This is a genomic window from Clostridium sp. KNHs205 (genome assembly GCF_000702945.1).
Lineage (GTDB): Bacteria > Bacillota > Clostridia > Lachnospirales > Lachnospiraceae > Anaerocolumna.
The window spans coordinates 3,183,466-3,196,904 of the sequence record NZ_JNLE01000003.1; the positions used below are offsets into that span (position 1 = coordinate 3,183,466).

Annotated in this window: 11 protein-coding genes; 9 read left to right on the plus strand and 2 right to left on the minus strand. The window is 38.6% G+C overall.

From position 1 onward, the window contains the following. Positions 1-102: 102 nt before the first annotated feature. Together BR73_RS0113130 and BR73_RS0113135 are read left to right on the plus strand one after the other, a co-directional pair. Positions 103-822 (plus strand): response regulator transcription factor, encoded by a 720-nt coding sequence (locus tag BR73_RS0113130; protein ID WP_033165896.1) that lies wholly within the window; start codon positions 103-105, stop codon positions 820-822. Beyond that, entirely contained in the window at positions 791-3,166 is a 2,376-nt protein-coding gene (locus BR73_RS0113135) for a HAMP domain-containing sensor histidine kinase (protein WP_033165897.1), read from the plus strand. Before BR73_RS0113130 ends, BR73_RS0113135 begins: the two co-directional genes overlap by 32 nt. A gap of 166 nt (positions 3,167-3,332) precedes the next feature. On the opposite strand, the gene BR73_RS0113140 is transcribed toward BR73_RS0113135, so the two are convergent. After that, positions 3,333-3,809, minus strand: coding sequence for a TspO/MBR family protein (locus BR73_RS0113140; protein ID WP_033165898.1), 477 nt, complete (start codon positions 3,807-3,809; stop codon positions 3,333-3,335). A 68-nt stretch (positions 3,810-3,877) separates the two neighbouring features. Continuing rightward, entirely contained in the window at positions 3,878-6,112 is a 2,235-nt protein-coding gene (locus BR73_RS0113145; RefSeq protein WP_033165899.1) for an alpha/beta hydrolase, read from the minus strand. A gap of 150 nt (positions 6,113-6,262) precedes the next feature. Here BR73_RS0113145 and BR73_RS0113150 point away from each other — a divergent pair, with 150 nt between their 5' ends. The 7 genes from BR73_RS0113150 to BR73_RS0113180 all read left to right on the plus strand — a co-directional run bounded on the left by BR73_RS0113150 (position 6,263) and on the right by BR73_RS0113180 (position 13,415). After that, entirely contained in the window at positions 6,263-7,264 is a 1,002-nt protein-coding gene (locus BR73_RS0113150) for a hypothetical protein (RefSeq protein WP_033165900.1), read from the plus strand. Between the two features lie 250 nt (positions 7,265-7,514). Beyond that, positions 7,515-7,751 carry a helix-turn-helix transcriptional regulator gene (locus BR73_RS0113155; protein ID WP_033165901.1) on the plus strand — a complete coding sequence of 79 codons (237 nt, stop codon included), beginning with the start codon at positions 7,515-7,517 and terminating at the stop codon, positions 7,749-7,751. Then, entirely contained in the window at positions 7,735-8,685 is a 951-nt protein-coding gene (locus BR73_RS0113160) for a hypothetical protein (protein WP_033165902.1), read from the plus strand. The genes BR73_RS0113155 and BR73_RS0113160 overlap by 17 nt, the downstream gene beginning before the upstream one ends. Positions 8,686-8,783: 98 nt before the next feature. After that, the gene (locus tag BR73_RS0113165) at positions 8,784-9,722 is read left to right on the plus strand and encodes an EF-hand domain-containing protein (RefSeq protein ID WP_033165903.1); all 939 of its coding nucleotides are present in this window, start codon (positions 8,784-8,786) and stop codon (positions 9,720-9,722) included. A 437-nt stretch (positions 9,723-10,159) separates the two neighbouring features. Next, positions 10,160-10,840: a response regulator transcription factor gene (locus tag BR73_RS0113170; protein ID WP_033165904.1), complete on the plus strand. Its 681-nt coding sequence runs from the start codon at positions 10,160-10,162 to the stop codon at positions 10,838-10,840. A gap of 36 nt (positions 10,841-10,876) precedes the next feature. Continuing rightward, complete coding sequence (locus BR73_RS0113175; RefSeq protein WP_033165905.1) at positions 10,877-12,358, plus strand: histidine kinase dimerization/phospho-acceptor domain-containing protein; 1,482 nt, start codon at positions 10,877-10,879, stop codon at positions 12,356-12,358. 223 nt (positions 12,359-12,581) lie between these two features. Beyond that, positions 12,582-13,415: a YiiX/YebB-like N1pC/P60 family cysteine hydrolase gene (locus tag BR73_RS0113180; protein ID WP_033165906.1), complete on the plus strand. Its 834-nt coding sequence runs from the start codon at positions 12,582-12,584 to the stop codon at positions 13,413-13,415. Positions 13,416-13,439: the final 24 nt, after the last annotated feature.

Below are 13,439 nucleotides of genomic sequence, written 5' to 3' on the forward strand. Positions count from 1 at the left end.
GATATATATCCTGAGCTGTCCGGAAAAGAATGAAAAGCATTTAAGCTCTTTATACTGAGAAAGTGCAGTATAGAGAGAAAATGCGTAAATCTGGGAGGAAATATGGAAGCTTATCGTATATTAGTGGTGGAAGATGACAGGGAGATATTAGAGGGTATCGGTATCTATCTTAAGAATCAGGGATATGAAGTACTAAAGGCAGAAAATGGAAGAGAAGGTCTTGCCCTTGCAGAAAAAGAGAAAATCCATCTTGCAGTTGTAGATGTTATGATGCCGGGGATGGATGGTATTACCATGACCATGAAAATCAGAGAAAAATACGATTTTCCTATAATAATGCTCACTGCCAAATCGGAAGAACTGGATAAGCTGACGGGATTTCAGTGCGGTGCCGATGATTACGTAACCAAACCCTTTGCCCCTCTGGAATTATTAGCCAGGGTTAATTCGCATCTTCGCAGGTATAAAAAGTATCTGGATATCTTAAGTGATAAAGAAAAGGAAGAGGAAGAGGAGAATGTCTACACAGTAGGGGGACTGGAGCTTAATGAAAATACAGTTACCCTTAGTGTGGATGGAAACCCTGTAAAAGTGACACCATTAGAATTTAAGATACTGACTCTTTTGATGAAGAACCCCGGCAGAGTATTTTCTGCTGAGGAGATATATGAAAAAGTATGGAATGAACGCGCGGTAAATACAGATACCATTATGGTACATATCCGCAATCTTCGGGAGAAAATAGAATATAACCCGAAGGAACCAAAATATTTGAAGGTGGTGTGGGGCGTTGGATATAAAATTGAAAAACAGCAGCGATAGAAAGGGAGCAGGCTTATATGTAAGTGTCGTACTCCTCTCAATTATGGCTGCATTCATTGTATTGTTATATAAGCCGATAGCAGAAAATGCAAAGGTGTTTATTGAGAAAGAAAAAGTACAAAAAGAGGAACAGCTCAATGAATTTTCGGATTCTGAAAAGAAAGCGTTCTTAAAAAAGATTTATCAGGGTACTTATGTATTAAAATGGGATCTTGACAGACAAAAAAATAATAAAAAGCTTGATGCAAGCGGCGTATTCCTTGAGAATAACGATACGGTAAACAGTGATACGGAAATATATGATGCCACTGAAGATGATACGAATACAAATGCCAGTGAAGATTTAACGGATTATTCAGAAGAAGAATATGAAGATTCCTTGAATATGGAATCCTTTAAACAAGATTTTGCAAATCTTATGGATGACTGGAGTTATGAATTTTATTATAATACGCTCTCTTCCTATGCATTAGAATATTATGGAGTCGATAATCAAAGCGGCCAGATAATAACCAATACAGGTACAAAGCTTAATGCATTTTTGGATTCTGAAAATATGGCAGAGGAAATTAAGAAAATCCAGGAGGATTATTATTTTTATGCCGTCATTAAGTTTGATAAAGATGGTAATGTAACAGTACCATACTTTCATGGAATTATGGACAATAATGCAAATGCTTATCTGGCTCAGAATCTGACCCAACAGATGGTTGAGAGAAATTGGGGAAATCCGGCGTGGTATGCAAGCCGAGTAAAAAAACCCTCTGATATGTCAGTAATATATGCTGTCCGGTCAGAAGAAGCTCTTTCAAACGTAAACACCTGGCAATACAGCTATCTAATGGAACAGCTTAATAACAATGCCTATGGGAAAGCTGGCGGAGCTTATTTATTTGCAGCAGCTATGATGATAGTAGTACTGCTGGGCTTCCTACTTCCTATGATTAAACCTCTCCGAATAGGAAAAGGAATTGAAGCCTGTGTTCCGGTAGAAATATCTTTGATTGGATTTTCAGTAACCGTTGCATTTTACAGTGAGATTTTCCTGCCATTGATAAATGAAACGGTATGGGGCGATTTGTTTGATTTAAACGCGAATAATATCTTAGGGACAAATGCCGCCAGAGGTGTTTCCTATGTCTTTAATATTCTCATATGGGCAGTGATTCTGTTAGTATGGTTTACAGGTGTCCTGTCTGTCAGAGAATTGTTTATAAAGGGGCCGGTCAGATACGTGAAAGAGAATTCCTTAATTGGAAGGTTTATGAACTGGATGATAAGAGAGGTCAAAAAATTATTCCGTTATGCAACCTCCTTTGATATGAGTAAAAAGGATAATAAGAAACTGCTGCTCCTCCTGGGCTGCAATATGCTTCTTTTGATTGTTTTTTGTATGTTCTGGTTCGTGGGAATATTTGCTGTTATCATTTATACTGGTGTACTTCTCTATCAGATAAAGAAACACAAAGACAAACTAGCCTCAGATTATCAGGTAATCTTAGCAGCTGCCAGCAGCATTTCAGAGGGAGAACTGGATATATCTATTGAGAAGGATTTGGGAGTATTCAATTCCTTAAGAGATGAGCTCATGGAGGTTCAGACAGGATTCCGAAGAGCTGTGCTGGAAGAAACCAAGAGTCAGAAAATGAAAACAGAACTGATAACAAATGTTTCTCATGATTTAAAAACACCTTTAACTGCTATTATTACTTACATCGATCTGTTAAAGGATAAGAATATTTCAGAAGAGCAAAAAGAATCCTATGTGGAAACCCTGGACAGAAAGGCGCTTCGCTTAAAACTTCTTATAGAAGATCTCTTTGAGATGAGCAAGGCAGCCAGCAATACCATAACCATACATCCGGTAGAAATGGATCTTACGGCCTTAATAAAACAGGTACATTTCGAAATGAGTGACAGAATCGCTGCAGCTGAGATTGATTTCAGAGTCAGGATGCCGGAGGATAAAGTTATTGTTAAGCTGGACAGCGATAAATCTTACAGGATATTTGAAAATCTGCTGAATAACATGTGTAAATACGCCCAACGTGGTTCCAGAGCCTATATGGATTTGGAGATTCAAGATAAACATACGGTTATCACTTTACGAAATATATCCAGCGAGGAACTGAATTTTACCGGAGAGGAAATTGTTGAACGCTTTGTAAGAGGAGATAAGGCCAGAAATTCGGAAGGCTCGGGACTGGGGCTTGCCATTGCCAAGAGTTTTACCGGATTACAGAATGGAACTTTTACAGTTACGACTGATGGAGATTTATTCAAGGTTGTTATCGTATTTCCCCTTGTCAAAAATATTAGTGGTACAGTTACTGAAGCAGAATAAATACCTTCCTATAATTAAAAAACGGGGTGCGGTAGCCAATTCATGGCCACCGCGCCTCGTTCGTTCTGCGGGTGTGTTTATACATTTGTGACGTTGTGGAACAGTCTAAGAGAACGGCTGTTAAAAACCGCCCTCCCTATCATTCTAAGATTTCTACTTTTAACCGTTACTGGTTTAGCAGGAATATTCCAATATTTAAGTAATATGCCACTAACAGCCATAGGTAATAGGGTAACAGCAATAATGCTGCCAATCTGTTGAGGTCGAAAAAATAGATCATAGTAAAGGTAACTAACACCAGTAAAAAAGCCAACACCAGTACAGACAGCCCATAAGCCTGGAAGCGGAAGAAGACAATACTCCAGGTAAAATTTACAAAAAGTTGGGCTCCATAATAGAACAAACTTACCTGTTTATCTGCCGGTGATGCAGGTGTAATGTAGATAAGATAAGCAGCTATTCCCATCAATATGTACAAAATAGGCCATACTACGCCAAATAACCAGGGAGGCGGTGCAAAGGGTGGCAGTATCAACTGCCCATACACTTGTTGCTGGCCACCGGATAACAGGCTGGAGAGCATGCCGGTTAATAAGGCTATACCTGCGCTTATTACAGCACCCTGAACAGAAAAATTTTTCATGGTTAATACCTGTTTTTAATATAATCTATGCAGGAGTTGCAATATTATCACCTGGTTGTTTTCAAGAATTATCTTGTGAAACCAATGTTATCAAGCTTTATTTTTCCGGTTTTCAGTTTATTAAAGAGAAAGCGGATATCCGTAATATCAGAGGTATCAATATTATTGTTATTGATTTGAAAGGCTTCAAGAGGCAGCCTCACAGTCTGAAAATAATGTTTAAATACCGGTGTGTTATTAAAGAACTGAAGTTTTGTAGTCATTACAGGCAATGAAGGATAGATATCTGCATAGTCCGATAAGGTTACTAATGCTGTTTCTCCTTTAGAGTCAGTAAGTTTGACTGTAAAATCCAGCGGGTCTATTGTTTTCTCTTTGATCGTGAATTCCCTATCATCCATCACATTAAATTGCAGATACTGCATCGGCTCAGAATAAGGTGTATCAAAAGCAATATCGTAATAGGAGGATAAAGATTCCTTCCAGGAATAGATTAAGGCATAATTATCACGGTCAGGACCGTTTAATTCATAATATACCTGGGTTTCATACCAATAAGAGGAGCTGGCAGAGGATAATCTGACATTCTCTTTGGTTGCAGTTGTAATATCCGTATCTTCTTCATAATTGCAGATAGTATCAAAACTGCTGTCTTCATAACCGTTGAGATAGAGATTAACCGGTAGTTCGGAACGCAATGTTTTACTGTCACGGAAGAAATCTCTGGCATTAACATCATTTTTTATTGTGGCATCCAGAAACTGTTTCATGGTTATCTTTAGGATATCCTGCTGTATTGACGGGTTTATAAGATTCCTGGTATTTAGCATCATATTGAAAGGAGCGCTGATATCAAACCTTCCCCATTTGGTATTGAACTGTCCATGGTTTGCATCTGCTATGTACAGGTAGGATTTGAAATAGTCATTCTCCCCGGTAAAGGTAGTATTGTTATACTGCTTTTCACCCATCATGTAGGAAACATCCTGGTCATTTGCTCCGTGAATTAATAGATAATTCACATCGGTCAGCGTTACATCCCTGTTAGAAGGGCGATACTGATCGGCACAGGGGGCAATGGCTATTATGGATCTGATGTCAAAATCATAGGAAAGACTTATGTTACCGTTATCCGGAAGGCGCTTTAATGAGTTATAAAGAGCAGCTACGGTTACGGCCTCACCGCCTCTGGAATGACCAGCCAGAGACAGGTTGTTAAAATCCATTTTTCCATATAGCGGATTTCCTTCTTCTTTATTCTTTCGTTTCATTTCTTCCATGTTCTTCAATAAAAGGATTGCTCTTGCATCATTCTCCCCGGATAAACCATTGTTAATATATCCGTTTAGAAAGCTTTCATCTACGGAAACCACTACATAGCCGTAACTTGCAAGATATTCAGCCAGGTAGCCATAGCCTTTGTAGGAAGCTGCTGTCATCATATGGTTACCGTGGACTATAAATAATACCGGATAATTATTACCGTCAGCAGGGTACCATACCCTGCCTTTTAAAGGAACTTTATCAATGCTGTAACCCCAGTAAAAATCTCTTAGTTTCTTTGTGAAGCCTTCATACACAACATAATTTGACAGGTTGGCAGTTCTTGATTTTATTGCTTCATTATTCATACCATAATCTATAACCGAAGTTTCAAGATTACCTTTTTTCATTTTGCCAGAGTAGGAGGAATCAACTTCTTCTTTGTGCATAGCCAGATAGTTATCAACGTAATTATAAGAAAAACCTGTGCCAATACATAAGTACCCCCCTGCCCCTGTCAGGATCAGAGTAATAATTAAAATAACAATTAAGGAAGGGCTCTTCCTTCGAAGTCTGAAAATTGCATAACAACAGCGCAGCATAATAAGAAATGCTCCTGCAAGAGTTACGGCTCCTATTCTGGAAATCAGATAGGTATCCTCACCGCCGCTGTTTAAGGAAAAATCCCAAAGGTAAGCAAAAACAATAAATAATTGAAGAAAAAGATAGATGTCTCTGGGGGATATTTTTAAGAACACTTTTAACAAAGGCAATATGATCAGCCGCAGCAGGTTCAACAGAAGAAAGAATACCACAAATGCCAGCAGAAAGCTTACAGCTTCCGGAAGACCCGAATCTAACAGCATCAAAGCCAGCAGTATACTTGTTAAAATATCAGTAAGAAGCGACAGAGGTTTACCAGTGTCCTTAAAATTACGATTAGCCCAATTTTTACATTTTGTTATTATCAACTGAAAGAAATTTTTAACTTTTATTTGTACTGCCTTTAAGGCAGTCTTTATTTTCCTAGGTGTCTTCATTTGCCAGTTCCTTTCCAATATTATTCAATTATATATTATTCGGTAATAGAACTCAATAACTACTTCAATAATTAGATTAATTATTGACAAACGATAATTATGAGAATATAATTATCGTAAAACAATAATGGTATTTTATGGGAGGATATTATGGCTTTTGTTAAAGATATTAGGCTGACCTTATTATTTACTGCCTTCTTATCCGTTGTGGCAGCAGTGCTTACGCATCTGTATTTAGGCATAATTAACGGATTTCAACTTATGTATATACCTTTTGACCTCTTGGGAAAGGGCTTGCGCTTACTGTCCCTTTCCTCCGCTTTCGGAAACGGGGTGGCTATTGCAGTTTATCTGTGCCTGGCCTTTGTTCCCCTAGTATATTGGCTCATAAAAAGAAAGAGGGGTAACAGACATAGAGCAGGGTTCCTGCTGCCGATTATATCTATCTACAGCCTTTTTCTAATTTACTTCTTTATTAATAAGGGAATTATGGTACAAAGGTTTTTTCCCGATTATGGCTCTGAGGTAATGGTCATAAGTATCAAGGCAATTCTGGCATTCCTCTTCTGGGGGATGTGGCTTGGCTATTTTCTGCTAAAGAGCGCAGATAATGTCCTGGCACCTGCCAGTTATCATAAGGGTATTCCAATGATCAGACAACTGAAGTTGTTATTGAAATTTGGAGCTTATCTTTATACGGTAATATACAGCTTTTTTATGATAATTCCGGTAATAACGGAAGCAGCAGGGATTATGCGGACGGAAGGTGCAGCAGAAAATACCGGTTATATTAAGATAAGTGTACTCTTTCTCATATATGTCATTAACAGTATACCTGTTGTTTTAACAATATGGATTATGGTAAAAGGTATTCATCTTTTAGTGGCTATGACTGATAAACATTTAAAGGAAGAAGAACAGACAGCTGCAATTGCACTTGGAAGGGTTAGTAAAATTTGTATCTATGGGGGTGTTATCTGCGGACTTGTTTCGAACGCGATTAAGGTGATAATGTGCGGATATTTAAAGGATATAACTGTTAATATTTATCTGCCGCTGTTTCCGCTCATAACAGCTTTTGTAGCTATGATTCTGTCCGGTTATTTTAAGGAAGCGGGAAATCTTAAGGATAACGATGAATTATATATTTAAGAAATTACTGGAACTGCAGCGGATAAAGTTCAATTAATAGCAGTGCCTGATATTTACCTTGAGGCAGGGAGGAAGTAGCAGTTCCGGTAGCAAGTAAGCTGGACCGATTGATGACAACCCAGCAGCAGTGTAATGGCAGGTGCTGAATTAAGCGAAATTAAAGAAATGCAGTACTAGGTTAAGAGTCAATAAGTTGATCTATAGTTATCTTATATAAACTTATAGTTAACTTATATAAAGAGAGGAAAATATGGCTATCAGTATTCATCTGGATGAAATTCTTAAAGAACGGCACATGACTTCCAAGGAATTATGCGGCTTAATTGGCATTACGGAAGCAAATCTTTCTGTACTTAGAAGCGGTAAGGCAAAAGGTGTTCGTTTTGTAACTTTAAATAAAATATGTCATTATCTTAATTGTAATGTTGGGGATATACTGGATTGTGACGGTGTGTTAGAGGAGGATGAAAATGAGGAGGAAGAATAGACGTTATTTTAAGGCCATAGACAAATTATCAGCAAGGAGAGGCGGTGTGATAATTTGTCTCCTGCTGCTTTTGGTTCAATTAATGGGCTGTAGTCTTGCTCTACCGGAGCAGAAATCAGGTGGAGATGAATTTTGCGGTGCTTATCTGGTATTTCCAGGTGATGGGAGTTCTTATAACGAGTTGAGTTCCTTGGATTTTACTGTAAATAGTAAGGGTGAAATCATACAGAAAAAGGACAAGACATTAGAAGGTAGCTATGATAATGATACAGTGAACTTTGAAGGCATTGATGGTTACTTTATCGGGTTTTTAAAGGAGGAGAACAAAGATGACAAGGGCATTGGGTTAATTGCCGATGATGGATTTATAGATGTATCAGCCCAGGTCAAAGTATTAGACAGCGGGAACGAAGACATAGGGGAGGGAACTTTCCTGATTCCTGCAGACACTATGAGTTCGTTTAGAGCTTATCCGGTGTATCGAAGAGCAGACGGAAGCTTTTATCTGATAAATAGTACGCAAGGTGTTCATATTGGAGATGGCACAGCGGATTCGGAGTATTCTATGACCATTGGAACTTCACTTTTGGAGACCATGGATAAACAGACTACGAATGCACAGAAAACCAGCATTAAAATAACAGTAAGGCTTGTGGATCCGGTTAAGAAACTGGTACTAAAGGAAATGAACGAACAGGATGAAGTTATAGTAACAACAGAAATCAAGAACAACAAGGAAAAGAAAATTCCTTACAAAGTAATGGCTAAGACCAGTTATGTATTGGTAGAGGAAACACTCTCAAATAAGGAAAAAGGTGATTATATAAAAAGGAGCGTATTCAGTTTCGGTAAAGAAAACAATTACACCCATCAGTGCAACTTTCCGGGAGAGAAAGCGGATATAGGTGTCCTGACCCTGGAATTTTCAAAATAGCAGCAGATGTAAACAAACCGATACACAACTGTGACAGAACTGTAACATGGACTTCCGATGTATAGGAGGTAATACAGAATACTGAAAGGAGTAATGTTATGATTCATTCAATCAGTTCCAATTCTGTAAACTGGTATCAGCAGACTAAAAACTACCAAAATGGAACCACGAAGGCAGTTACAGATGTTAGTACGGATACCCTTACAGAGGAAGAGGAGAAGGCTGTTAGAAGCAATCTGTCTCTGATAGATGTTATGGGATTAATGCAGAAAACAGGCAGTGTAAAAGAAGCGGAGACAAATGAAGAGGTCAAGGATGACAATAGCAGCGCGTTGGATTTGGATGGGGATGGAACGTTATCTTCAGACGAGTATGAAAACCTAGTAGAGCAGCTGGGATTAAAGAATGCCCTTAGCTCAGAGGATTTCTTTACAAAGTATGATACGGATGAAGACGGAGAAATCACAGCAGAAGAACTTAGAGCGGTTAACGGTGAGAAGAGAATGCCGCCTCCACCCCCGCCTGTATTGGAGGAAGATGAATCAGATAAAGGTTTCTCCACTGCGGTAGATACGGATGGAGACGGTTATATATCTACGGAGGAATATGAAGCCTTTGTATCTGGGCTGGACACTGAGGAGTCCTTAAGTTCTGAAGATTTTTTCGCACTGTATGATACGGATAATGACGGAAAGATCAGTGCAGAGGAAGTAAGAAGCGGCATAGAAAAGGCAAAGGGTACACCACCAGAACCCCCTGTACAGGGACTTCCTTATGATATAGATCTGGATGAAGATGGTTCTCTTTCAACCGATGAATATGAGAATCTGGTATCTCTTCTTGGTACAGAAAATGCACTGTCTTCAGAAGAATTCTTTAGCAAGTATGATACAGATGGCGATGGTGAGGTAAGTGCGGAAGAAATAAAAGCAGCCATGGAAGCAGCGGGACAGAGACAGCAGGTTGTTAAGGCGTATGAAAACAGTTACCGCTATACAGAGGATGAGATAAGTACAGGATTAGACAGTATAGCTTAATTGAGAGAAAGATAAGTACAGGATTAGACAGTATAGCTTAATTGAGAACGATACGTACCGGTTAAGACAATATAGCTTAATTGAGAGAAAAAATATACCAGTTTAAACTGTATAGTTTCATGGCTAATTATAGTGCACTTGGTAGGGAGTGTTACTGGTTACTTGGGATAATTTTATTAAAAGATCGGCTTAGGAAGAGAGGAGGAAGTTCTTACGATACAGTAAGAGCTTCCTCCTTTACCTTTCCTGAGGTTTATATTCCTCCGTCACTTTTTGTCCACAAATTCCTGTTATATTGGTTAATAAGTTTTGTAGAAGGAGTAAAAAGTTTCATATAAATAATTGTATACTTACGGCAGGGCAGATTACAGGTTATATACCAGACATATAAGTTTCTGATAAGAGATATTACTAATACAAGAAAAGGCGGTTAAGAAATGCTTGCGGATAAGACCATATTGCTGGTGGACGACGAAACTAAAATCAGAATCCTCCTGAAAGATTTTCTGGAGAAGGAAGGTTATCATATTATAGAGGCAAAGGATGGAAGAGAGGCAATGGATATTTTCTATTGCAGAATGCAGGAAATCAATATGATACTTCTTGATGTCATGATACCGGAATTCGACGGATGGACAGTATGTAGAGAAATCAGAAAGAAATCTCAGGTTCCTATTATTATGTTGACAGCCAGAGGAGAGGACTTTGATGAAGTTCACGGCTTGGAAATCGGGGCCGATGATTATATCAGAAAACCGGTCAAACCAACAGTGCTGGTAGCAAGATTAAATGCTTTCTTTCGCAGGCTGGATAAAAACGGTAAGGATAATGTATATCGGTCTGGAGAACTGCTTATTGACACCGGCAGCCATCAGGTGATGTTAGGGGAAGAAGAAATCAGTCTAAGCCCGACGGAATACAGCATCCTTATAACCCTCATTGAATACGGAAAAAATATCGTTTCCAGAGAGCAATTATTACAAAGAGTCTGGGGTTATGATTATTATGGAGGATTAAGAACAGTTGATACCCATATAAACAGGTTAAGAATAAAATTAAAAGAAAAAGGTGACTGCATAACCACTATCCGGGGTTTCGGATACCGGTTCGAAGGATAGCTGATAGAAATCAGCGTTGTTTATAAGGGGAGATAAATGCGTAAATCAATCAGAATTAAACTATTTTCATATATGCTGGCAGTAATAATCGTTTTTGCCCTTTTGCTATTTACCTTTAATACTTTCTTTGCTGAGAAATATTATATCTATCATAAAAAGAATGCGCTTCTGGCTGCCGGAAATGAGCTGGAGCTTTATTTAAGTCAAAATATTGCTGCGGCTGGGACGACAGATTATAAAACAGTCTTGCAGGAGGAGGAACTTGTTAAAAAGATAAACGGAATTGAAAAGGAATTGGGTGGCACCATTGTTATCGGCAAGGAAAAAGAGGACATCTATTACCCGGTTACCAATGGTCCTAAAGGTATGCCCGCAGGACTTATCCATAGTGAAAGCAGAAAGCCGCCTGAAGGGAAGCCGGGTGGCAGCAAAGAAAAGAGCATTTCTTCACCATTTATCATTACAAAAGACCCGGACTACGATATAAACACTTTAAGATACCAGCTTCAGAAGGAAGACGGGCTGGTCATCGTTATTTGGGTTCCTATGGCTGAGATATCAGAAAATGCAGCTTTATCCAATCGTTTTACCATGTTGATTGGGCTTCTGACAATTCTGTTAACTCTTTGTTTTACTTTGTTAATATCTGATAAGTTTACAAAGCCAATAAAAGAGATGAATAAAATAACTGCAAGAATGTCAAAACTGGATTTCTCGGATAGACTTAAGATTCATTCCAAAGATGAGCTGGGTGAACTTTCAAACAGTATTAATGAGCTCTCCTGCAGCTTAAATACAGCGATTGACAGACTAAATCAAATGAATTTGAAACTGGCACAGGATATTGATTATGAAAGACAGTTCATTGCCAATGTATCCCACGAACTAAAGACACCGGTGTTTCTGATACAGGGTTATGCAGAAGGACTTAAGGAGGATATTACCAAGAATCAGCAGAAACGGGACTTTTACTGTGACGTTATTATGGAGGAAGCAGAGAAGATGGATGCCTTGATAATGGAATTATTAGACTTATCGAGACTTAAGCAGGGAGGATTTGCTATTGAGAAAGAAAAGTTTAATCTTTCCCGGCTGTTGTACTCACTTTTGGATAAATATAATGAAATTTTTAAGGAAAAGGACTTTCTGCTTGAAACAGACGTACCAGAGAATATTATTGTTTATGCAGACAAAATCCGAACAGAACAGGTTATGACAAATTATATTATTAATTCCGTTCGTCATGGGGAAGCAGGAAAAAGAATATCCATCTCTTTAAGTAATCAGGATAATAAAGCTGTCTTTTCCATCTACAACAGCAGTCAGCCGATACCGGAGGAGGAACTTGATAAACTGTGGCAGAGTTTTTATAAACGGAACCGTGCCAGAACCAGGGAAGATAACGGGACTGGCCTGGGCCTTTCAATCGTACGTGCCATACAGGAGGCACAGGGTTTCTCCTATGGCGTGCAGAATCAAGAGGAGGGTGTAGTATTTTGGTGTGATTTTCATAAGTGAAATTTATGCAATGCGGTGCCGGAGCTTGTTAGCCTTACATGGATTTTACAAAAACTTGAGTTATACTCTTTTCTGCCAAAGCATATAAAATTAATAAGTCTGACAACCTTTACAGGAGAAAAAGACTGCAGACTATTAATAGGAGGGGTTAGGGTGAAAGAAAAGCACTTTTACACCCCCAGATATGGTACGCATGCAAAAAGCATGCAGATGGGAGTATAAAATGAAGAGAGTCAAACGATTATCAGCCTTATTGCTTACAGGTGTACTGTTATTTAGTATGAGCACTTTTGTTTATGCAAAAAGCATAAACTCCGAGGCGGTAGTATCAGAAGAAAAGCTACAAAAAGCATATGAAAATGTAATCAATTATGCTTATGCAAGCGCAATACCCTTAGATTTAAGCCTTGATACATTTGCTGAGGAATTCAAGGCTTCACACTCTACTGACATAACGGAATATGAAAATACCTACTATCGTATTCTTACAGCCCGACAAACTGCAATTCTTCCTAATTCCAGCGGTGGCAGTAAATGGTATTACAATACCGGAACGGCCCTGCCCCGCAGTGCCAGTTACTCTAAGTACAAACTGTTAGATTCTGTGAAAAAAGGTGATATTATCTATGAATCCAAAGGAGGATTTGGGATTACTGGACATACAGCAATCGTGGAAGGAAAATACTACAGCAGTACCTATCAGCAGTACTATATCAGGGTAGTTGAAGCAATCACTGATGGGGTAGTAAGAAGTGTACTGGACGATACCCGGGTAGATGAAAAGGATACGGTATTATTACGGGTAAAAGGGGCAACTGATTCCATAATAGCAAATGCAGTAAATTTCTGTATCGGACAATTAGGCAAGGGGTATATGATTGATTTTCAAAAGGATACAAGTGCCAGTGAGCCTGACTGGTACTGCTCTGAACTAAATTGGGCAGGATACTATAATCAGGGCATCGATATTGAAACTACTGGCTTATATAATGAACCGGGAATTACACCAAGGGATATTAATAACAGTTCTAAAGTTACAAGTGTTGCATTTAAATAATGAGAAAGGCCATTCCTGTTTGTT

Coding starts and splice junctions, on each gene's coding strand:
- BR73_RS0113180 (WP_033165906.1), top strand. CDS start 12,582: ATGAAGAGAGTCAAACGATTATCAGCCTTATTGCTTACAGGTGTACTG.
- BR73_RS0113165 (WP_033165903.1), top strand. CDS start 8,784: ATGATTCATTCAATCAGTTCCAATTCTGTAAACTGGTATCAGCAGACT.
- BR73_RS0113150 (WP_033165900.1), top strand. CDS start 6,263: ATGGCTTTTGTTAAAGATATTAGGCTGACCTTATTATTTACTGCCTTC.
- BR73_RS0113140 (WP_033165898.1), bottom strand. CDS start 3,809: ATGAAAAATTTTTCTGTTCAGGGTGCTGTAATAAGCGCAGGTATAGCC.
- BR73_RS0113130 (WP_033165896.1), top strand. CDS start 103: ATGGAAGCTTATCGTATATTAGTGGTGGAAGATGACAGGGAGATATTA.
- BR73_RS0113145 (WP_033165899.1), bottom strand. CDS start 6,112: ATGAAGACACCTAGGAAAATAAAGACTGCCTTAAAGGCAGTACAAATA.
- BR73_RS0113160 (WP_033165902.1), top strand. CDS start 7,735: ATGAGGAGGAAGAATAGACGTTATTTTAAGGCCATAGACAAATTATCA.
- BR73_RS0113155 (WP_033165901.1), top strand. CDS start 7,515: ATGGCTATCAGTATTCATCTGGATGAAATTCTTAAAGAACGGCACATG.
- BR73_RS0113170 (WP_033165904.1), top strand. CDS start 10,160: ATGCTTGCGGATAAGACCATATTGCTGGTGGACGACGAAACTAAAATC.
- BR73_RS0113175 (WP_033165905.1), top strand. CDS start 10,877: ATGCGTAAATCAATCAGAATTAAACTATTTTCATATATGCTGGCAGTA.